The sequence below is a fragment of the Streptomyces yaizuensis genome, from assembly GCF_034961445.1.
Lineage (GTDB): Bacteria > Actinomycetota > Actinomycetes > Streptomycetales > Streptomycetaceae > Streptomyces > Streptomyces yaizuensis.
Map to the genome: position 1 here is coordinate 88891 of NZ_BSBI01000009.1, position 20459 is coordinate 109349.

General features: G+C 74.2%; 18 protein-coding genes. 9 read left to right on the forward strand and 9 right to left on the reverse strand.

Going from position 1 to position 20459, the window contains the following annotated elements; translation table 11 throughout:
• The first annotated feature begins 128 nt into the window (after positions 1-128).
• Positions 129-569, forward strand: a complete 441-nt coding sequence (locus SYYSPA8_RS21575; RefSeq protein ID WP_323448900.1) for a VOC family protein — start codon at positions 129-131, stop codon at positions 567-569.
• Positions 570-623: 54 nt separating this feature from the next.
• On the opposite strand, the gene SYYSPA8_RS21580 is transcribed toward SYYSPA8_RS21575, so the two are convergent.
• The gene (locus SYYSPA8_RS21580) at positions 624-1289 is read right to left on the reverse strand and encodes a hypothetical protein (RefSeq protein WP_323448901.1); all 666 of its coding nucleotides are present in this window, start codon (positions 1287-1289) and stop codon (positions 624-626) included.
• Positions 1290-1627: 338 nt separating this feature from the next.
• Between SYYSPA8_RS21580 and SYYSPA8_RS21585 the strand changes: the two genes are divergently transcribed.
• The 3 genes from SYYSPA8_RS21585 to SYYSPA8_RS21595 all read left to right on the forward strand — a co-directional run bounded on the left by SYYSPA8_RS21585 (position 1628) and on the right by SYYSPA8_RS21595 (position 4513).
• Positions 1628-3250: a carboxylesterase/lipase family protein gene (locus SYYSPA8_RS21585; protein WP_323448902.1), complete on the forward strand. Its 1623-nt coding sequence runs from the start codon at positions 1628-1630 to the stop codon at positions 3248-3250.
• 184 nt (positions 3251-3434) lie between these two features.
• Positions 3435-3674 carry a hypothetical protein gene (locus SYYSPA8_RS21590; protein ID WP_323448903.1) on the forward strand — a complete coding sequence of 80 codons (240 nt, stop codon included), beginning with the start codon at positions 3435-3437 and terminating at the stop codon, positions 3672-3674.
• Between the two features lie 179 nt (positions 3675-3853).
• Entirely contained in the window at positions 3854-4513 is a 660-nt protein-coding gene (locus SYYSPA8_RS21595) for an NADPH-dependent FMN reductase (RefSeq protein WP_323448904.1), read from the forward strand.
• A 103-nt stretch (positions 4514-4616) separates the two neighbouring features.
• Here the strand turns inward: SYYSPA8_RS21595 and SYYSPA8_RS21600 are convergent, their stop codons facing one another.
• The gene (locus tag SYYSPA8_RS21600) at positions 4617-5657 is read right to left on the reverse strand and encodes a nuclear transport factor 2 family protein (RefSeq protein ID WP_323448905.1); all 1041 of its coding nucleotides are present in this window, start codon (positions 5655-5657) and stop codon (positions 4617-4619) included.
• Positions 5658-5966: 309 nt separating this feature from the next.
• Here SYYSPA8_RS21600 and SYYSPA8_RS21605 point away from each other — a divergent pair, with 309 nt between their 5' ends.
• Both SYYSPA8_RS21605 and SYYSPA8_RS21610 read left to right on the forward strand, forming a co-directional pair.
• Positions 5967-6911: a metallophosphoesterase family protein gene (locus tag SYYSPA8_RS21605; protein ID WP_323448906.1), complete on the forward strand. Its 945-nt coding sequence runs from the start codon at positions 5967-5969 to the stop codon at positions 6909-6911.
• Positions 6908-7639 (forward strand): 4'-phosphopantetheinyl transferase family protein, encoded by a 732-nt coding sequence (locus SYYSPA8_RS21610; RefSeq protein ID WP_323448907.1) that lies wholly within the window; start codon positions 6908-6910, stop codon positions 7637-7639. The genes SYYSPA8_RS21605 and SYYSPA8_RS21610 overlap by 4 nt, the downstream gene beginning before the upstream one ends.
• Positions 7640-7668: 29 nt before the next feature.
• Here the strand turns inward: SYYSPA8_RS21610 and SYYSPA8_RS21615 are convergent, their stop codons facing one another.
• A complete protein-coding gene (locus SYYSPA8_RS21615; RefSeq protein ID WP_323448908.1) occupies positions 7669-7944 on the reverse strand; it encodes a hypothetical protein in 276 nt (91 codons plus the stop codon).
• Positions 7945-8061: 117 nt separating this feature from the next.
• On the opposite strand from SYYSPA8_RS21615, the gene SYYSPA8_RS21620 reads away from it, so the two are divergent.
• The gene (locus SYYSPA8_RS21620) at positions 8062-8685 is read left to right on the forward strand and encodes a GNAT family N-acetyltransferase (RefSeq protein WP_323448909.1); all 624 of its coding nucleotides are present in this window, start codon (positions 8062-8064) and stop codon (positions 8683-8685) included.
• A 288-nt stretch (positions 8686-8973) separates the two neighbouring features.
• Positions 8974-9999 carry a methyltransferase gene (locus tag SYYSPA8_RS21625; RefSeq protein ID WP_323448910.1) on the forward strand — a complete coding sequence of 342 codons (1026 nt, stop codon included), beginning with the start codon at positions 8974-8976 and terminating at the stop codon, positions 9997-9999.
• A gap of 43 nt (positions 10000-10042) precedes the next feature.
• Here the strand turns inward: SYYSPA8_RS21625 and SYYSPA8_RS21630 are convergent, their stop codons facing one another.
• From SYYSPA8_RS21630 to SYYSPA8_RS21640, 3 genes are all read right to left on the reverse strand, one after another.
• Positions 10043-10288, reverse strand: coding sequence for a type II toxin-antitoxin system RelE family toxin (locus tag SYYSPA8_RS21630; RefSeq protein ID WP_323448911.1), 246 nt, complete (start codon positions 10286-10288; stop codon positions 10043-10045).
• Positions 10285-10638, reverse strand: coding sequence for a hypothetical protein (locus SYYSPA8_RS21635; RefSeq protein WP_323448912.1), 354 nt, complete (start codon positions 10636-10638; stop codon positions 10285-10287). Before SYYSPA8_RS21635 ends, SYYSPA8_RS21630 begins: the two co-directional genes overlap by 4 nt.
• Before the next feature lie 195 nt (positions 10639-10833).
• On the reverse strand, positions 10834-12192 hold the full coding sequence (locus SYYSPA8_RS21640) for a M64 family metallopeptidase (RefSeq protein ID WP_323448913.1): 1359 nt from the start codon (positions 12190-12192) through the stop codon (positions 10834-10836).
• Positions 12193-12330: 138 nt separating this feature from the next.
• Between SYYSPA8_RS21640 and SYYSPA8_RS21645 the strand changes: the two genes are divergently transcribed.
• The gene (locus SYYSPA8_RS21645) at positions 12331-13671 is read left to right on the forward strand and encodes a helix-turn-helix domain-containing protein (RefSeq protein WP_323448914.1); all 1341 of its coding nucleotides are present in this window, start codon (positions 12331-12333) and stop codon (positions 13669-13671) included.
• A gap of 154 nt (positions 13672-13825) precedes the next feature.
• Here SYYSPA8_RS21645 and SYYSPA8_RS21650 read toward each other — a convergent pair whose 3' ends face one another.
• From SYYSPA8_RS21650 to SYYSPA8_RS21660, 3 genes are all read right to left on the reverse strand, one after another.
• Entirely contained in the window at positions 13826-15385 is a 1560-nt protein-coding gene (locus tag SYYSPA8_RS21650) for a hypothetical protein (RefSeq protein ID WP_323448915.1), read from the reverse strand.
• Positions 15386-15807: 422 nt separating this feature from the next.
• Positions 15808-16437 carry a GNAT family N-acetyltransferase gene (locus SYYSPA8_RS21655; protein WP_323448916.1) on the reverse strand — a complete coding sequence of 210 codons (630 nt, stop codon included), beginning with the start codon at positions 16435-16437 and terminating at the stop codon, positions 15808-15810.
• A gap of 181 nt (positions 16438-16618) precedes the next feature.
• Positions 16619-20164 (reverse strand): S8 family serine peptidase, encoded by a 3546-nt coding sequence (locus SYYSPA8_RS21660; protein WP_323448917.1) that lies wholly within the window; start codon positions 20162-20164, stop codon positions 16619-16621.
• Between the last annotated feature and the right edge of the window lie 295 nt (positions 20165-20459).

Below are 20459 nucleotides of genomic sequence, written 5' to 3' on the forward strand. Positions count from 1 at the left end.
CGGCAGGCCGGGTGAGCGGGGGTGCGTGCGGCGGGGCGGTGGCGGTCCTTCCGGGAGAGAGTCACCGTGACGGGGCAAGGGTTGTCAGCGGCCACCACCGGCCGTGCCAGGACGAAGGAGGGACCAGCATGGCGATCCAGCGGATGGACAACGTCGGCATCGTCGTCGGGGACGTGGCCGCCGCCGTCGCGTTCTTCGTGGAACTCGGTATGGAACTTGAGGGCAGGACGCAGGTCGAGGGCCTCTTCGCCGATGAGTGCACCGGCCTCGACGGCGTCCGCTGCGACATCGCGATGCTCCGGACCCCGGACGGCCACAGCCGGCTGGAGCTGGCGCGGTACCGCAGCCCGGCGGTGATCGACGACGGGCCGCGCGACCGGCCGCACAACGTCCTGGGCACGCACCGCGTCATGTTCGCCGTCGACGACATCGAGGACACCGTTGCCCGTCTGCGCCCCCACGGCGCCGAACTCCTCGGCCGGATCGCCCGGTTCGAGGACAGCCATCTCCTCTGCTACCTGCGCGGCCCGGACGGCATCATCGTCGGACTGGCCGAACAGCTGCGCTGAGTGCCGGCCGGGAGCCCGGCCCGGCGGGGCGGCCGGGAGGCGTCGCCGGCCCGGTCAGGAGGGGGCCGCCGCGCCGGACCGGATCCGGACGATCCCCGGGGCGACGGTCCGCGTCCCGTCGCCCCGGGGGTCCGTGAGCGCCTCCCACAGCGCGCCAGGACCGGGGTGCCCCACCGTGACCGCGTCGGCGCCGGGGGCGGCGGACGACCGGCGGGCCCGGACCCCGTCGGCGGCGCGCACCGCGGCCCGGGCGGCCCCGGCGGCGCTCCCCCCGCCGTAGCGGACGACGATCCGCAGGCCGTCCGGGCCCGGCCCGGACGGGGCCGCCACCCGCCCGGCCGGTCGTCCCAGCTCCTCCGGGTCGAACAGGCGCGGGTCGAGACGGCCGTCGTCGACGAGCCCGCGGGCGTCGTCGGGCAGGACCAGCACGCGGCCCTTGTGGGTCCTGGTCCGAAAGGTGATCCGCTCCCGGCCCGGGGCCGGGCGTACCCCCAGGACCTCCCCCGCGAACGGGCCCCGGGTCCCGACGCGCACCCGGTCCCCGGTGATCAGTGTCAGCTCCCGGGACGGCGTCGGCGCGCCCGGCTCCCAGGCCGCCGAGGTGCTCTCCGCGCGGACCGCCGGGGCGCTGGGCACCGTGGCGGCCATCTCCGTGAGCAGCGCCGCCGCGACGGACGCGGCGAGCACGGCGATACCGATGTCGTGGCCTCTGGTGAGCACCCTTCCTCCTCGCGTCGGCAGCGGCGGACGGGACCGTCCCCTGGGGGGTGAACCCCCTGGCACCCGGTTGAGGTTGGGGCGCCGGGCGCAGTTGGCCGAAAATCGACGTACCGGATGCATCGCTCCAGGGGACGGGCCCGCAGGGGGGCCAGAATGCGCCAGCGCGTGGTACGGGGATCCGCGCGGGGAGCGTGCTCCGGCCCCGTCCCCGGGGCGGGGGACGCCGATCGTCCGACCGGCGTGCACCCGGTGTCCGTTCGTCACCGGTCTTCACCGGAGCGGGTCCGATCCGGGAAATTCGGCACTGTCCGGGGCCCGTTCGTCCTTACGGTGGGCCCATGACAGACAGAGAGAGAAGGCGACCCCGGGGACTGCGGGCACTCGCCCTGGCGCTGGGCGTCTGCGCGCTGCTGACGACGGGTACGGGGCAGGCCGCGGGGACCGCGCCGGTGCCGGGCGGGCGGGCTCCGGCGGAGGGCCCCGTGGTGACGCTGGACACCGGGAAGGTGCGGGGCACCGACGCCGGGGAGACCCGGGTGTTCTCCGGCATCCCCTACGCGCAGCCGCCCGTGGGCGCGTTGCGCTGGCGCGATCCCCGGCCGGCGCGGCCATGGACCGGTGTCGCGGACGCGACGGCGCCCGGTCAGGTCTGCACCCAGGTGGAGGGGGCGCGGACGGTGGGCGGTGAGGACTGTCTCTTCGTCAATGTCACCGCGCCGGAGCGCGGAGGGGCGAAGCCGCTGCCGGTGCTGGTGTGGCTGCACGGCGGCGGGTTCACCACCGGGTCCGGCGATCTGTACGACGCGCGGCGGCTGGCGGCCCGGGAGGGTGTCGTGGTCGTCACGGTCAACTACCGGCTGGGGGCGCTCGGTTTCCTGGGTCTGCCGGGGCTGCGCGGATCGGGCACGTTCGGCCTCGCCGACCAGCTCGCGGCGTTGCGGTGGACCCAGCGCAACGCCGCCGCCTTCGGGGGCGACCGGACGCGGGTGACCGTCGCCGGCGAGTCGGCGGGCGGCATGAGCGTCTGCGCGCTGCTGACCGCGCCGGCGGCCCGGGGGCTGTTCTCCCGGGCCGCAGTGCAGTCCGGGGCGTGCACCCTCGACTGGCCCGCCGGGATGCTGCTGCCGTCCGTGCTGACGCCGGCGGCCGCCCCGTACACACCGTTGGAGCGGGTCCGGGAGAACGGCCGGGCGACGGCGGCGCGGCTGGGCTGCGCCGAAGGCGACGAGCTGGGCTGCATGCGGTCCCGGCCGGCCGCCGAGGTGCTGTCGGCGATGGGCCAGACGGGGTCCCCGGCGTACGGCGGGGAGCTGCTGCCGGAGCATCCGTCCGACGCGCTGCGCGCGGGCCGCTTCCTGAAGGTGCCGGTGCTGCTGGGCACCACCCGTGACGAGGGGCGGGGGTTCGTCTCGTTCGCACCGCCGGTCACCGCACAGGGGTACGGGGAGCTGCTGCGGTCGGCCTTCGGCGACCGTGCGGAGACGGTGGCCCGGCGGTATCCGCTGTCCGCGTACGCGCAGCCGGCGCTGGCGTGGTCGGCGGTGTCGACGGACCGCAGCTGGGCCTGTCCGACGCTGGCGGCCGGGCGGCTGCTCGCCCGGCACACCCCGGTGCACCTCTACGAGTTCGCCGACCCGGACGCCCCGGCGGTGGTGCCGGTGCCCGCCGGCTTCCCCTCGGGCGCGGCACACGGCAGTGAACTGCCGTATCTGTTCGATCTGGGCGGGGTGCCGTGGCCGGGGCTGGCCGCGGAGCAGTGGCGGTTGGCGGACCGGATGAGCGGGTATTGGGGTGCGTTCGCCCGTACCGGGGTGCCCCGGGCCGCGGACGCGCCCGCGTGGCCCCGGTTCACCGCGCGGGAGGAGACGGTCCTCGCGCTCGCCCCGGGGCCGGGCGGGATCGCGCCGACCGCGTACGGCGACCGCCACCAGTGCGGATTCTGGGAGGCGCTCGGGCGGTGAGGACCCGGAGCCGGGGCCGGGCGGGGGCAGTGCCCGTCCGGCCCCGGCGCGGTCCCGTGGTGACGTGGCGGCGGGGTGACGTGGCCGCGGGGCGCGGCGTGGCGGGGCGCGGCGTGGCGGCGGATCCCGGCTCCATCAGGGTGACACCGCCACCCGTCGGGGCGCCCTGCTCGTTGTCCGTTCCATGATGGTCTTCCATGTGATCCGCTGTCTGGACTGCCGGGGCATCAGCACCGCCGCCGACACCGGCGAACCCCTCGAACCCCTGATGGCCGCCGCCCGCGCGCACCGGGCCAGCGAGCATCCGCACACCACCGAGTACGACACGCTGTCGGTCGAGACCTGTCGTCCGATGCCCGGCTGGGAGGGCTTGGCCGACACCCCCGCGGGGTGGGCCAATACCTGGTTGCGCCCGGTCTTCTGAGGCCCGGCCACCGTCCGCCCCGCCCGGGGGGCGCGGTGGACACGTCGTCGTACCCCACCGACGACGCCCAGGGGTGGACGGTGACGACGTCCCCGGTCGACGCGAACCACGATCCACGGACGGTCACCGTCCGCGTGGTGTGCGACTGATCTCCGCGCGCGGAGCAGTAGCGTACGCGTGTGAGCACCCAGCAGCGGGGAGCAGCCCTGCGCTTCCTGGTCCTGTCCGGTTCCGGGCGGGCCGGTTCCCTGAACACCCGGCTGGCGGCCCTGGCCGCGGAGACCCTCTCCGGGCAGGGCCGTCCGGCCACGACGGCGACCGTCTCCGATTTCGCGGTTCCCGGCTATGACGGGGACGTGGAGGCGTCGCAGGGGGTACCGAAGGGGGCCGAGCGGTTCCGGGAGGAGCTGGAGCGGGTCGACGGCCTGGTCGTCGCCGCACCGGAGTACAACGCGTCGATGCCGGGCACGGTGAAGAACCTGATCGACTGGACGTCGCGTTTCCATCCGCAGCCCTTCAACGCGCTGCACACCCTGCTGATGTCCGCGTCGCCGTCCATGAGCGGGGGCAACCGGGGCCTGTGGGCGCTGCGCGTCCCGCTGGAGCATCTGGGGGCGCGGGTCTATCCGGACATGTTCTCGCTGGCGCAGGCGCACACCGCGTTCGCGCCCGGCGGCGGGCTCGGGGATCCCGTGCTCCAGCGGCGGTTCGGGACGACGCTCGACGACTTCGGGAGTCTCGCGGAGGCCGCGAAGCACTATCCGTGCGCGAAGAAGGCGTGGGTGGAGTACCTGGGCGAGCACCCGGACGCCGCGACCGACCGGACGCAGACCGGCTGAGCCACTGCCGTGGGGCATACGGACGTACGGGCATACGGGCAGCCGGCGGCGGCCCCTGGTCTGCGGATGTCCGCAGACCAGGGGCCGTGGGGGGAGGGAAGGGTCAGCAGGCGGGCTGTGTCGGGGAGCCGAAGAGCTGCACCCGCAGGCTGTTGATCCGGTCCGGCGAGGCGACCAGGTCCAGGGTGTCGAAGGACAGGTCCCAGGTGGTGCCGCCGTTCTGGTTCCGGGTGAAGCTCTCCACGATCCCGAAGGTCACCGGCGGCCGGTCCGCGCCGACCGTGGCGTGACCCACCCACTCCTGGAAGGTCGTGCCGCCCTGCTGGACCCGGTTGCCCGGGGCCAGTTGGAGGGCGGTCATCCCGCTGAAGAGCCGGGTGAGGTACTCCTCGGCCTTCGCCCGGCCCGCAAGGACACCGTTCAGGCCGGGGCCGCTCAGCCTGACCGGTCCGGTCAGGCCGTCCACCAGGGCGTCGGCGTCACGGGTGTTCCACGCCTGGAGCCGCTGCGCCGGGTCGCCGCCGGTCGGAGGGGTCACGCCGGGGCCCGTGGCGGGCGCCGGGGCCGGGGCGACGGGGCCCATTCCCTCGAAGAGCCTGGGCAGCGTCGGGTCCAGGCTCCGGAACAGCTCGGTCTGGTCCCAGAAGCGGCGCCCCTGCTGGACCTGCGAGCCGTTCAGCTCCAGGCGGTGCATGGTCCGGAAGTCGAAGGGGATCGGGGTCGTCGTGCCGGCCGGCTTGACGTGTCCGGTGTTGCGCGCCTTGAGGAAGATCACGTCACCGCTCGGGGAGGACGTGGGCGGGCCGGGGGCGAAGCGGTAGCTGTTCTCCGTCACGCACATGAGCGCGTTGTACTGCGCCTCGATCCCCGGGCGCTCCTTCGGCGCGTCGAGGCCGGAGTCCATCAGGGTGCCGGTAGGGGTGAAGAGGTTCATGTACTTGGCGGTGCTCGGGTACGTGCCCCAGTCGCGGTAGGCGGTCATGAACGTCTCCACGTTCTGCGGCAGCGCCGCAGGGGCGGCGCCCTCCTGGGCCGCGGCGCCGGTGCGGGGACCGGACTCCGCGGCCGCGGCTGCCGGTACCGCCCCGAGGGGCAGCAGGACGGCGGCGACGGCGAGTGCGAGCATCGTGCGGTTGCGCGGCATGGAGTTCTCCGGTCTCGTCGGGCTGCGGGGCGGTCGTTCGGGGTGTCCCCTCGACCTGCCGTCAGTCTGTTCCAGCCGCCCGGGGGCGCGCGATTACGTGCGAGGTAATGCCCGCCCCCACCAGGGGCGAAGCGCCGGGAGCCCGCTGCGGGGTCTGCCGCGCCTGACCCTCACTCAGGAGGGTTGTCCGGGCGGGGAGAAGCGGGGGCGCCCTTGATCACCCGGGGTGGGTGGGGCAGCATCGGAACCCCGTCCACCGGAGGATCCGCAGCGCACCACGCCGGGGTCTCCCCGTCAGTCTGGACCGCCATGGCGCACACACCGTCCGGCTCCGCCCCTTCCGGATCGACCCCTTCCGCACCGGCCCCCGGGCCCCGGCTGCTCGCGGTGAGCGATCTGCATGTCGGGGCGGCCGACAACCGGGCCGTCACCGAGTCGCTGCACCCCACCCACGAGGGGGACTGGCTCCTCGTCGCCGGCGACGTCGCCGAGCGCACCGAGGACATCGCCTGGGCGCTCCGTCTGCTCGCCGGGCGGTTCGCCAAGGTCGTCTGGGCGCCCGGCAACCACGAGCTGTGGACCATGCGCGACGAACCGGTCCAGGCGCGCGGGGTGGAGCGCTACCGGCATCTGGTGGAGCTGTGCCGGGGGCTGGGGGTGCTGACCCCGGAGGATCCGTGGCCGGTGTGGCGGGGGCCGGGCGGCCCGGCGGCCGTCGCCCCGCTCTTCCTGCTGTACGACTACAGCTGGCGGACCTCCGAGGCGCTCACCAAGGAGGAGTCGCTGGCGCGGGCGCACGAGGCGGGTGTGGTGTGCACGGACGAGTTCCTGCTCCATCCGGACCCCTATCCGACCCGGGACGCGTGGTGCCGGGACCGGGTCGCCACGACCCTGCGGCGGCTTCAGGCGCACGATCCTTCGGTGCCGCTGGTGCTGGTGAACCACTATCCGCTGGTGCGCGAGCCGACCCGGGTGCTGTGGCACCCCGAGTTCGCCCAGTGGTGCGGGACCGACCTGACGGCCGACTGGCACCGCAGGTTCCCGGTGGCCGCCATGGTCTACGGGCATCTGCACATACCCCGGGCCACCCGGTACGACGGGGTGCGCTTCGAGGAGGTGTCGATCGGCTATCCGCGCGAATGGCGCCGCCGGGGTCATCCGCTGGGCCTGCTGCGGCAGATCCTCCCGCACCCCGTGGCCGGTCCGGAGGGGGCGGCGCGGGCGGGCGGCGGGGCCCCGGAGGCGGGGGCGTGATCGAGGCACTGCTGCCGCCCGGGGCGGTCGCGGACGAGCGGTTCGGTCCGGACCCGTCCGCCCGGCTGCACCCGGAGGAGGCCACGCTGGTGGCCAAGGCCGTGGCCCGGCGGCGGGAGGAGTTCACCACCGTACGGGCCTGTGCGCGGCGGGCCCTGGCGGCCCTGGGGCTGCCACCGGCCCCGGTGCTGCCGGGGGTGCGCAACGCGCCCCGGTGGCCCGCCGGGGTGGTGGGCAGCATGACCCACTGCACCGGCTACCGGGCCGCCGTCCTGGCGCGGGACGTCGACCTCGTGACCGTCGGGATCGACGCGGAGCCCGATCTGCCGCTGCCCGGCGGGGTGCTGGAGGCGATCGCGCTGCCGGGCGAGCTGGACCGGGTGCGCGCGGGCGGGCCCGGCGGCGGGGTCTGCGGGGACCGGCTGCTCTTCAGTGCGAAGGAGGCGGTCTACAAGACCTGGTATCCCCTGCTCGGGACCGAACTGGACTTCCACGACGCCGACATCTCCTTCGCCCGCGCCGGCTCCTCCCCCGCCACCGAATCCACCGCCTCCTCGGGGGCGGCCGGGGCGGCGCGGGTGACGGGCACGTTCACCGCGCGCCTCCTGCGTCCCGAGCACGGGCCCGGCGGCCGGCTGGTGGACGGCTTCACCGGCCGCTGGCTCTCGGAGCGGGGCATCATCGTGACCGTGATCGGCGTACCGGCGCTCCGCTCCGTCGCTCCCTGACGCGCCGTCCCCGGTACCGCGGCCCCCGGTCACCGGATGTCGCCCCGCCAGGCCCACTTGCGGGGGTCCGCCGCCGTCGGCCCGTAGACCGCGCGGCCACCGGGTCCGTACCGTCCGATCTCGGTGGCGAGGGCGGCCCCTTCGCCCCGGCGGGCCGCGCTCCACCCGGTCACGTCGAGCAGCAGTCCATCCAGCGGGCCGCCCACCAGCTCGGCGTACTCCCGGCCGGGGCGCGGCCCGGGGTCGGGGTCGTCGTGGTCGGCGCCGTAGACCCGGCCCCGCATGATCTGTTCGTCGCCGTTCATGTACGCCAGGATCGCAGCCGCCACTGACAACGGCACGGGCGGCGACGGACCCCGCGGGCGCCCGGGACCGGGGAAAGTCCGTGGACCGGGTGACCGGCCCTGATCCACCATGGCGCGATGACAGGAACAGCGGTGGGGACAGGGATGGGGATGGGGATACGGGAGATGACCGTGGCCGACGTGGACGCCGTCACGGCGCTGCGGGCCCAGGGGTGGCGATCGGCGTACGCGGGGATCGTGCCCGCGTCGTACCTGGACGCGATGGAGCCCGGGGCGGACGCCGTCCGGTGGCGTGGTCGGTTCGCCCGGCCGCGGCCGGATGCCGTGGAGCTGGTGGCCGTCGACGGCGGTGTCCCCGTGGGGTGGATCGCGGCGGGGCCGGGCCGGGACCCGGAGCCCGGCGGCCCCGGCGGCGCGGAGGGCACGGACGGCGGGGAGGGCACGGACGGCGGGGAGGGCCCCACGGGTGAGATCTACGCGCTCTATGTCCGCCCGGACCGGATCGGCCGGGGCTTCGGCCGGGCGCTGCTGACCGCCGCCCATGAGGGTCTCGCCGCGCGGGGGAACCGTGCCGTGGTGCTCTGGGTCCTGCGGGACAACCACCCGGGCCGCCGGTTCTACACGCGGGCGGGGTACGCGGCCGACGGAGCGAGCAGGGACGACGTGTACGACGGCGCCACGCTCGTGGAGCTGCGCCACCGGCGGCGGATCACGGCGGCCGGGGCCACAGCCGCCGGCTGACCCCGGGCGCAGCCCGTCGGGCGGCTTCCGGCGCGCGGCGCCGGCCCCGGCCCCGGCCCCGCGCCCTCCTTCGGCGGCGCCGTGAAGGGAACTCCGGGCCACGCGGTCCGGTTACTGGCCACGCCGCCATTGTTCGGCCATGATCGCGAGAGGCGAAAAAGCGCCTCCGCGCGTGCACGCCGTCCTGCGTCCCGGCAAGCGACCGGAACGACCGGAAAGACCGGATCCGGGGTATCGGCCGCCGTCGGAACCGTCGTGGCAGCCTTCCCCCCAGAGGAGCCCCCGCGCATGACCACTCCCGCCGTCGCCCCGGCCGATGCACTCGTCGCCCGGTCCTGGGGGTTCCTCGCCGACCGGGCCCTCCAGGCGGCCGCCGAGATCGGGATCGCCGACCACCTCGCCGCGGGGCCGGTGCCGCTCGGTGATCTCGCCGCCGCCACCGGCAGCGTGCCCGACGCGCTGGAACGGATGCTGCGGCCCCTGGTCGCCACGGGCTTCCTGGAGCGGGACGAGTCGGGCGCGTACGCCCGTACCGAGTGGAGCGCCCTGCTGGAGTCGGACCGTCCGGACAGCCTGCGGCCGTGGTTCCGGCTGATGTACCGGCTGGTCTACCGGTCGCTGGACGATCCGCTCGTCACGCTGCGAACCGGACGGCCGTCCTTCGAAAGCCGGTTCGGGACCTCCTTCTTCGACCATCTCGCCCACCACCCCGAGGACAGTGCCGTCTTCAACGCGGCGATGGCCGGCCTCACCCACCGCACCGCCCGTGCGGTCGCCGCCGTCCACGACTTCACGGACGCCGGTCTGATCGCGGACATCGGCGGTGGGCTCGGGACCCTGGTCGCCGAGATCCTCACCCGCCGGCCGGGGGCCCGGGGCATCGTCCTCGACCGGCCGCAGGTGACCGGAGCCGCGCGGGAGGCCCTGGACGCGGCGGGCGTCGGCGAGCGGGTGGACGTCGTCGCGGGGGACTTCTTCCGTGCCGTCCCCGCCGCGGACACCTATCTGCTCTCCTGGATCCTGCACGACTGGGACGACGAACGGGCCCTGGCGATCCTGCGGCAGTGCCGCACGGCCCAGCGCGGCGGCGAGCGCGGACGACTCCTGGTGGTCGAGGCGGTGCTGCCCGAACGACCCGCGCCGGAGCCGGTGCCGGCGGACCGTCTCGATCTGCTGATGCTGTTCGTCGCCGGCGGGCGGGAGCGCACGGAGGCCCAGTACGCCCGGCTGTTCGAGGCGGCGGGCTACCGGCACACCGGGACGGTCGCGCTCGAAGCGCCGGGGATGCATCTGATCGAGGCCCGGCCGGTCTGAGTCCCGGGCGCCCCTTCCGCCGGTCCGCGGGTCCGGGCCGGGGTCAGGGGGGTCCCTGGGCGCGGGTCACCGAGACGACGCGGACGCCGGCGGAGACGTAGTACACCGTCACACAGCCGCCGACGAGGGCCTGTCGGTAGTCCCGCTCCCGGATCGCCACCGAACCCGCGCCGTAGGGGTCGGCGGCGAGGGCGCCGACCCCCGTGTCGAAGCGGGCCCGCGCGGGGCCTGAGAGGGCGTCCAGACAGGCGCGCGCCTCCGTGGAGTACTGCACCCGGTAGCCGGTCACCTCCCGCTCCCGGCCTGGCCGTGGCCCGCGCCGCTGTCCGCGCCACCGTCCGCGCCGCCGTCCTGGTCGTCGCCGGGCCCGTCGCCGGGCTCGTCGTCCAGATCGCCGAAGCCGGTGAAGTCGCCGGTGCGCAACTGGTCGGCGAGGGCGTCGTCCTCGTCCCGCGCCTCCTGGGGCAGGCCCCAGCGCGCGGCGATCAGCGGCACGTCGAGCAGCGGCGCCGAGCCGACCGCCCGGTCGAACGCCTCGCGCTGCCCCTCCGGCAGCGCGGCCCGGATGCCGTCCAGCGTGCCCGGCAGATCCACGGTCCGGCCGCCGATACGGGTCCGCAGTACGGGTTCGTCGTCCACGGCGTGCTCCTCCCCCGGTCCCCCCGGACCGTCCTCGTGTCCCCTCCGCGCCGTGCGCGGCCCCCCGGAGTCTGCCCCGTGGCGGCGGGGGGCACCACGGCGGGGGTCCATTCCCCGGATGTGCGTCCGCCCGGACCCCACGGCGGTGTCCGGGCGGTCGGGCGCACGGCCTTGTCTATGGCCGGGCGGGACGGGTCAGAGGCGGACCTTCCAGCTCACCGTGGACTTCAGGGTGGCCGCGATCTTCGGGTCGCGCACCGCGCGGGTGCGGTCGTCGACGGTCACGGTGAGGGTGTGGGAGCGGAGGTCGAGCAGCCGCTTGGTGAGCTTCGTGACGGGGACCTCGGTACGGCCCGCGAGGTGCTTCAGCTCCTTGCCGTCGAGGTGCCAGCGGACCCGCAGCTGGCGTCCGTCGGCGCCGGTGAGCCTGGGCACGGCCACCTTCGCGGTGGAGCGCAGCCGCAGGGTGCGGTCGGTGGGGGTGAGCGCGGTGACGGGCTTGGCGTGCCGGTAGAAGCCGGCGATCATCGCTTCGACGCCGGGCAGGTTGAAGGGCTTGCCGTTGGAGCGCATCAGCGAGTTGTCGGTGGGGCGGTTCAGCCCGGCGACGAAGTAGCCGCCGCCCTCGAAGGCGCCGATGGTGCCGCCGTCGGGGGAGGTCTCGCCCAGCCACCGGTGCCACTTGACGCGCTGCCGGCCGATGTCGGCGGCGCTCAGCGTGGAGATGTTGGAGTCGGCGGGCTCGGCGCCGGTGTACCGCTCGTAGCCGGGGTAGCCGGGGTAGAAGTACTCGTCGGCGAGCTTGCCCAGGGAGTGGCCGGTCTCGTGGATGGCGACCTGTCCGGACTTCTCGTTGTTCGCGGACGCGGTGGCGATGCCCTCGTAGCCGAGGGTGGCGCTGGGCTGGTTGTAGCCGGCGCCGCCGTACTTGGCGCTGTTGGCGAGCACGAGGACGAGATCGGCCTCGGGGGCCTTGGCGACGTAGCCGTCGACCTTCTTCTCGTCGACGCAGAGCAGCCGCTCGATGTCGCCGCACCAGAAGTACGAGCCGAGGGCGGTGTCGCGGACGGTGCCCTTGTCGGGGTCGCCGGAGACGCCGGTCTGGTTCGAGACGGCGTCGACCGTCCAGACGTTGAACAGCTCCCGGTAGGTGGTGTACGGCTCGACGGCGGTCAGCTCCGCCCACTTCTCCCGGGCGTCGGCGTGGAAGTCGGCGAGCTGGTCGGCGGTGTAGCCGTCGCCCACGACGACGATGTCGACCCGGTCGGCGGTGGAGCCGTCGCCGACGATCCTGGTGACGGCGCCGTCCTTGGACTTCTCGGCGGCGGAGAGCCGGGGGGCGGTGCGGCTCTTCCCGCGCTGCGGCACCTCGATGTGCCCGGAGCCGGCGACGGTGCCGTGCTCCGGCCCGGGTATCTCGACCTCGACCAGGGCCGGGACGGCGGGCACGGGAGCGGGTCCGGCGGCCGCGCTGCCGGGGGCGGTGGCGAGTACGGCGGTGACGGCGGTGGCCACACCGGCAGCCGTCATGGCTCTGCGCAGCGCTGGGCGCATGGGTCCTCCCCAGAAAACGAGTTAAGTGACTTAATAAATATGATGAATGGCTTGTTTAAGCTAGGGGGATCTCCGGGGGATGCGCAATGGCCCCTTCTCTCCGAATAGGGTGGACTGTCAGTCACCAGGGGGGTTTTCATGGACGAACCGGCCGAGATCGGGCGACGTGTACAGCGGCTGCGCGCCCAGCGCGGCATGACCCAGCGCCAGCTGGCGGAGCCGTCGTACACCCCCGCGTACATCTCCACACTGGAGTCGGGCAAGGTCAGGCCCTCCGAGACGGCCCTGCGCTTCCTCGCGGGCCGGCTGGGCACCTCGTACGAGGAACTGGCCACCGGGCGTCCCGCCCATCTCGCCACCGAACTGCGGCTCGGACTCACCGACGCCCAGCGGGAACTGGCCACCGGGGCCGCCGACGACGCGGCCGTCCTCTTCCGCCGGCTGCTCACCGACGCGGAGCATCTGGGGCTCGTCCCCGAACAGGCCGAGGCGCTGCTCGGGCTCGGCGACTGCGCGCTGGAGACGGGCGAGCTGGACGACGCGGGCCGGCACTTCGAGAGCGCCGAGCGGCTGCTCGCCGGCGAGCCGCTGCCCCGGCGGGCCCGCGCGCTCCGGGGCCGGGCGATCGCCCATCTGCTCGCCGGGGAGCTGCGGTACGCCTGCTATCTGCTGGAGACCGCCATCGACGAGCTGGCAACGAACGGGCTGGGCGACCCGGAGGCCCTGGTCCTGCTCTACACGGCGGTCATCGGCCCGTACATCGACATGGGGGCGCACGCCCGCGCCGCGCACGCCGCCGAACTGGCGCTGGCGCTGGCACCGCAGGTCAGGGATCCGGCCCTGGTGGCCGGAATGCACCGGCAGGTGGCCCGGACCTTCCTCGCCGAGGGACGCACCGAGGACGCCGACACCTCCCTCGCCCACGCCCAGACGATCTACCGCCAGCTGCGGCTGCACACGGATCTCGCGCACTGCCACTGGATGCGCGGCTACGTCCACGCGCAGAACGGCGAACTCGCCTCCGCCGAGCGCGAGCTGCGCACCGCGCGGGAGATGCTGGCCGCGAAGCGGGCCACCCTCTACACGGCGCAGGTGGAGGTGGAGCTGGCGGACGTGCTGCGCCGGCTGGGCGAGCACGAGGAGGCGGCGGGGCTGCTGTCGGCGCTGCTGGAGCTGGACGACCGGCACGGCGCGGTGCACGCGGGCGGCGCGCACCGGCTGCTGGGGCTGATCGCGGAGGAGCGGGGCGAGCCGGAGACGGCGGAGGAGCACTACGTACGGGCGCTCGGGCTGCTGGAGCGCAGCGGGGCGAGCGGGGATCTCGCGGATCTGTGCCGGCTGCTGGGGGATCTGCTGCGCCGGGGCGGCCGGGTGGAGGCCGCGCTGGACGTCTACCGCACGGGGCTGGGCCACCGCGCGGCCCCGGGGACGACCACGCTGGGCCCGTCCCCGGCCGCTCCCCCGTTCCGCCTCGGCTGAACAGGACCTCTCTCCTCGCGCTCCGTGCGAGTGAGCCGAAGGGGCGCCGCGGGTGTCGAAAGGGAGAACGCGCGGAGGCCGTGAGGAACGAGCGGTCGAGCACGATCGACCGTCGACACGCGCACCAGCGCCCCGGAGGCGAACCGAGCCTCATCTAATAGTCTTTCGGTATGGAGGCGTTGAGGGCGGCGCGGCGTTCCGAGAGGTTGTCGGTGGTCAGGTCGGGGGCGAGGTCCGGCGCGTAGTGGGTGATGATGTCGCGAAAGGTGCCCAGGGTGGCGTCGTCCATGATCGGTACGTCGGGTTCGGCGACGGGGACGGTGAGGTAGCTGCGGACCCGGCCGAGTTCGTGGGCGTGCCTGCTCATGTCGACGGCGTAGTGGTTGACGAGCAGCCGGGTCTCGGGGTCGGGGTGGGAGATGTCGTTGGCGAGCGCCTCGAAGCCGAGGTTGAGGAAGTGGTCGGGCTGGTCGAGCAGCCGGTGGTGGGCCTCGGAGCCCTTCCAGCCGGCCCGGTTCCAGTTGGCGTTGCCGGGGATCTCGTTCTTGGCGGGGAAGCCCCGGTACTCCGAGGAGGGGAAGGTCTCCAGGAGCAGCCCGCACAGGTCGCGGGTCTCGGCCAGGGTCTCGCGGGTGTCCTCGGGGACGCCGAAGACGTAGAGGATCTCGGGGACGAGTCCGTTCTCCTCCATGTGCTGGAACGCGGTGATGAGGTCGGAGCGCAGGGTGTCGGCGTGTTTGCGCATGGCGCGCAGGACGGCGACGGACGCGGCTCCGTCGGCGCCGAAGCCGAAGCGGTCGAAGCCGGCCCGCAGGACCAGGTCGCGGACGGTGTCGGAGCGCATGGCCGCGTTGTAGGAGTCGGCGCGGGTGAGCGCGTGCAGCCCGATGGTGAGGCCGGGGTGGCTCTCCTTCAGTTCGATGACGGTCTCCAGCTGGCCGGTGAGGAGGTCGAGGTCGCCGCCGGGCAGGGCCTGCTGGAAGAAGTCCAGTGAGGTGCAGTAGAGGTTGAGGTCGCTGACGCCGAACCGCTCGGCGAGTTCGCAGGTGGTGGCGAGGTGGGCGCGGACGTTGAAGAAGGATTCGCGTTTACGGGTCTGGGCGCCGCAGAAGCTGCATCCGAAGATGCATCCCTGGCTGAACGGCAGGGTCATCTCGTGGGCGAGGTAGATCCTCAGGTCCTCCTCGGCGATCTTGTCGATCTGGCCGCGGAGGTCGATGTCCATGGCGTCGGGGAGGGTGGCGAGGGGGTGCCGTTCGCTCTTGTGCGCGCCGGGGAAGATGCGGGCGAACTCCTCGCGGGAGAGTTTTTCGACGCCTTGGCCGCCGACGTGCACCCGGTCGGCGGGCAGTTGCCGGTCGACGGTGAGGTAGCGGTGGACGTGGGCGGCGGGGGTGATGTTCTGGGCGCCCATGACGGCGATGCCGAAGGAGTCGTAGGTCTCCAGGTCGTCCGCCTGCCGCAGGTCGTGGAGCTGGCAGTCGAAGAGGACGGGGGCGGCGATGCCGTGGCGTTCGAGGAGTTCGGCGGCGTAGAGGGGGGCGACCGGCAGGAAGGGGAGCCGGTCGGGGCTGAAGGGGCCCGTCCCGGCGAGGTAGTTGTCGTGGACGTAGGGCGGGTGGATCATCAGGGTCCGGCCGGTGGGCGTGGCGCCCGCCGCGCCCGGCCGGACCGGGGAGAGGGACAGCGGGGTACGGGTGGACGGGGAAACCACGGTTGCCCTCCAGGGTGGGGTGGGCCGGTGTGTCTCCGGTTCGGGGCGGTGGCGGTCTGTGCCTCCGCCCGTCAGGAGTGTCGGCGGCGTACGCTCGGGCCTCGCACTGATGTTCCGGCCCTGCGGCAAAGCCCGTACAGAAGCGTTCCGGCCATCGGAACGGGCGAATCAGGGGCGGAATTCTCCGCTCCGCCGGGCCGGGAGCGGCCTGGAGCGGCTCGGGCGGCCGTCGGCGTTCTCCTGGGTCGGGCATCCCCACTGGTGGGGCGGGTCATGGGGGCGCAGGGGCCCGGCCTGGGCGGATGCTGGCGGGTTCTGACGCCTGAGCAGGGTACGGCCGTGCCGGGCGCCACTCGGCCACCAGGAGTTCCGCCCGCTCGGGCGCGTACCGTGCGTACGGCGGGCGGTCCGGGCGGTTCCGTTCAGGGGGATACGGGGTCGCGCCACATCGGCCACATCACCGGCCCGCCGTACGGCAGTCGCAGCACCGGTTCCCGGACGGTGAAGCCGAGCCTCCGGTACAGCTCGCGGGAACGCGGACTGCTCGCCTCCAGATAGGCCGGGAGGCCGTCGCGGTCGCAGCGGTCCAGTACGGGCCGCATCAGCGCGGCGCCCCGCCCCCGGCCCTGGTGCGCCGGGTCCACCCCGATCATCCAGAGATAGGTGTGGGCCCGGGGCGGATGGATCCCCTCCGTCAGCCGGCCGATCAGTTCGACGCGTTCGTTGTCCGGGTCGACCGCCGCGCGCAGCAGGGCCGGCCCGTCCACCTCGTCCTCACGGTCGCCGCCGTCGGCGGTGGTGGTCTCCGGGCGGTCGGGCATCGGCAGCCAGAGCGCCGCGGCGGTGCCGTCGGCCCTGAGGTCGACGTGGCCGTCGGCGAGGACGATGTCCGTGAAGGCCCCGACCAGCAGCGGGTGCCGGGTGCGGCGGCGCTGTGGATCCGGGAAGACCCAGTGGCTGACCGGGTCGTGCGCGAAGGCCGCGTCCAGCAGCCGGACCACCGTCTCCCGGTCGCCCTCGTCCGCCCGCCGCACCCGCGCGCCGTGGTCCACGGCCCTCACCTCTCCCTCTCCGTACGGCCTTCGACGGTACCCCGGCGGGCCGGCCGGCCGGGGCGTACGGGCAGCTCCCGGGCGGGGGACGGCAGCGGCCCGTACCGCCGTGGAAGCGGTACGGGCCGTGGTGTGCGGTGCCGGGCCCGTACCGGCCGGGGCCGGTACGGGCCGGGCGCGATCAGCCCTTGTCGGGGCGCTCGGTCACCCGGAGCGCGTTCACCAGGGGCTTGCCGTAGCCGGTATGGGCGACGAAGCGGACGTTGAGCGTCCCGTCCGTCACCGCGACGGTGTAGGTGCGCTGGACGGCCGCGTACGAGCCGGCCTCCAGGGCGATGTCGAGCGACGGCAGGACCTCGGTGCCCTCGGCGAGGACGTCGAAGACCCGGCTGTTGGGCCGGGCCTGGCCGACCTCGGCGAAGCCCAGCTCCACGGTGTAGACGCCGTTCGGGACGTTGTCGAAGCGGTACTCGTACATCCCCTGGCGGGCGGTGCGGTAGAGCCCCGCGTCGTCGGTGCCGGTGATGGCCCGGCCGGTGGACTTGGTGGTGGTGGTGCCCTGGTAGCCGTGGGAGCCCGCCGTGTAGCGGCGGTCCGGGGACCAGGTGTCACCGAGGGTGTCGACCGTGGTCGCGCTCGCGCCGGTGTCCAGGGCGGCCTGGTAGCGCGGCACGACGACCTTCACGGGGACGGTCACCACCGGGGCGCGGCCGCTCTGGGACGCGATGCGCAGATCGGTGGTGAGCACGGTGCCGGGGGTGAGCCCGGCGGTGTCGGCGGAGAGGGTCAGGGGCTGCTTCTGGCCGGTCGTCAGCTCGCCCGTGAGGGGCCCGACGGTCAGCCAGGGGGCGTCCTCGGTGACGGTGTAGGCCGTGGCCGCGCCGGCGTTGGACAGTTCCAGGACGCGGGTGCGCCGCTGGTCGCCGGGGGCGACGATGTCGACGGCGGTGCGGGAGGCGGCGACCTTGCCGGTCTTCAGCGCCTCGGTGAGGGCCACCACGGTGTCCGCGCCGATGTCGACGGCGGACTCCGCCCTCTGGTAGGCGGGGGCGGCCACGGAGACGGTCTGCCGGCCCGACGGCGCCTGGAGGGTGTAGGACCCGTCGGCGGCGGTGACGGCACTGGCCGCCGCCGTGCCGGTGCCCACGGTGATCTCGGCGCCCTCGACGCCCTTGCGGTCGTTGGCGTCGAGCACCTGGCCCTGGACCACGCCGTGGCGGGTGGTGCGGAAGGCGAGGGAGAGCCCGTCGCTGAGGGCGGCGCTGTTGAAGGAGTAGGAGAAGGCGTCGGTGCCGGTCGCGTTCTCCACGCCGACGGTCGCGCCGGAGCCGGCCCGCAGCCCGGTGCCGGTGGTGTCCTTGTAGTGGTAGGAGATCCGGCCGTCCTCGCCGATCAGGATCGAGAACGAGAAGCGCTCGTTCTGGGCCGCCCAGTGGGCGACGTGGCGCCACTCGATGACGAAGGAGCGGTGCGGGGCGGTGCCGGTGACGCCGGTGTGGACGCCGGAGCCCTCACCGCCGACGATCAGGTCGTCCCAGAAGGGGTAGAGGGCGGCGTTCGGGGTGCCGGTGCTGGGGATCTGCACATTGGTGTCGCTGGTGTGCGCGCCGCCGAAGCTCACGGTGCCGTTGGTGCCCACGTGGGCGGTGGCGTAGCTCCTCCCGTACAGCGGTACGGAGAACGGCAGCCGGACGGACTCGGTGACGGAGTCGCCGGTGAGCGCCAGCTGCCGGGTGCCCGCGGTGTAGCCCGGTGTGGTGCTCGCGGAGCAGGCGTAGCCGAAGGTGTCGGTCCGCTCGGGCAGGGTCACCGTGGCGGTGACGGGGCCGGTGACGGAGACCTGGGCACTGCCGGTGGTGAGGCAGCGGTGGGTGGAGGAGGCGCGGAGGGTGTAGTCGCCCAGCGGGAGGGTCACCTCGAAGCGGCCCTCGGCGTCGGTGGTCGCGGTGACGGGGGTGTCGGCGACGGTGACGGCGGCCTGGGCGACGGGCCGGGACCCGGCCAGCACGGTGCCGCTGACGGTGGCCGACGCGCTCGCGGTGAGGCTGAAGTCCTCGGTCCGGGTGGCGCCCTCGGCGACCGGTACCCCGGTGGCGGAGGCGGTGGTGTAGCCGAACTTGGAGGCGGCGACGGCATAGCTGCCGGCGGTCAGGGCCGGGAAGCTGTAGCGGCCCTCGGCGTTGGTGGTCGTGGTGCGGGCGGTGGGTCCGTCGGCGACGACCTTCGCACCGGCGACGGGGGTGCCGGCGGTGGTGACCGTGCCGGCGAGCGCGCCCACGGGTCCGCGCGGGGCGGCCTGGACGGCGGCGAGCGCGTCGAGCCGGCCCTCGCCGAAGACGTTGTTGTCGGCGGGGGTGCCGCCGCAGGTGGTGGCGTTCACGTCGGTGGCGCTCTGGTCGAGCAGGGCCTCGGTCTGGACGACGTCCCCCTGGAGGGCCGGCGAGGCGGCCCAGATCAGCGCGACCGCGGCGGCGGTGTGCGGGGAGGCCATCGAGGTGCCGGAGAAGGAGCCGTAGCCGCCGTTGCGGATGGCGGAGCGGACGTTGGCGCCGGGGGCGGCGATGTTGGGCTTGATGCCGCCCTCGTCACCGGCGCCCCGGGAGGAGAAGGAGGCGATGGCGTTGTTGATGTCGAACGCCCCGGAGCTGTACGAGGCGACGTAGTCGCCCGGGGAGCCGCTGGTGTTGCAGGCGGGGCCGGCGTTGCCGTTGGAGAAGGCCGGGAAGATCCCGGCGGCGCGCCAGCTGTTGACGATGCCCTTGTACCAGGGGTTGTGGACGGTGCTGCCCCAGGAGTTGTTGACGATGTCGGGGGCGAGGTCCGGGCGCGGGTTCTGGCCGGCGGCGTCGGTGGGGGCGAGGATCCACTGGCCGGAGGCGAGCAGGGACTCCTGCGAGCAGGAGTTGGACTCGCAGCCCTTGGCGGCGATCCACCGGGCGCCGGGGGCGACACCGATCTTGTTGGCTCCGCCGTCGTCGCCGACCATCGTGCCCATGGTGTGGGTGCCGTGGTCGTTGTTGTCGCAGGGGGCGGTGCCGGAGCAGACGCCGGCCGGGTCGAACCAGTTGTAGGCGTGGCTGTAGCTGCCGTCGGCCGAGCGGCCCCGGTACTGCTCGTCCACGGCCGGGTGCAGGTAGTCGACGCCGGTGTCGATGTTGGCGACGACGATGCCCTCGCCCCGGACGCCGAACTGGTCCCACACCTGCGGGGCCTTGACGCGGTCGACGTTCCACTCGACGGCCTGGACGGTGTTCTCGCGCTCGCCCTTGAAGGGCTTGGGGATGGCGACCGTGTCCCCGGCGTCGATCCGGGAGACCTCGGAGCGCTCGGCGACGGCGGCGGCCAGCTTGGCCGTGCCGACGACGCGGACGGCGTTGACGATCCAGTACGAGGTGTACTCGGCGCGGGCGTCGTCCAGCGCCTTCAGCAGCCCGGCCTGGGAGCTGCGGGCGTGGGCGCGCTGGGCCTCGTAGACCGCCTTCCCCTTCGCCGCCTTGGAGGAGGCACGGGCGGCCCGGGTGAGGTCGGCCGCGCTGTCGAGGTAGACCCAGAAGGCGGCCTTCCCGTCGTCGAGCTGTGCCTGGAGCCGGGGTTCGATCTTCCGCTCGGCCACCGTGGGCGTCGGGGCGGTGTCGGGGGCGGGCGCCGCCAGCGCCGTGCCCGCGCCGAGCGGTAAGAGGACGAGCGAGAGCAGTGCCGCGCAGGTCGTGCGCAACGGTCTGCTCACTCCGGCCCCTGTGATCCCTCTGGTCCGTGGTGCCACGTGGTCTCCTCTTGCTTGCGGCGGGGTACCCGCCGGAGAAAGTGCAGGAAACGTGCGTGGTTCAGGGCGACTCACCCGATTTGTTGCCATGAACGGGTCAAGAACCGCTTGCCATCGTGGAACACCGGACACCCGGGGACAAGAGGGCATCGGCTCCCCGGCGGTCCGCGCCGCCGGGCCCACCCGGCGCCGGACACGGGCGGGCCGGCGCCTCATCACCGCCGACCGCGCGACAGGCGGCCCGCGCGGGGGCGGGCGG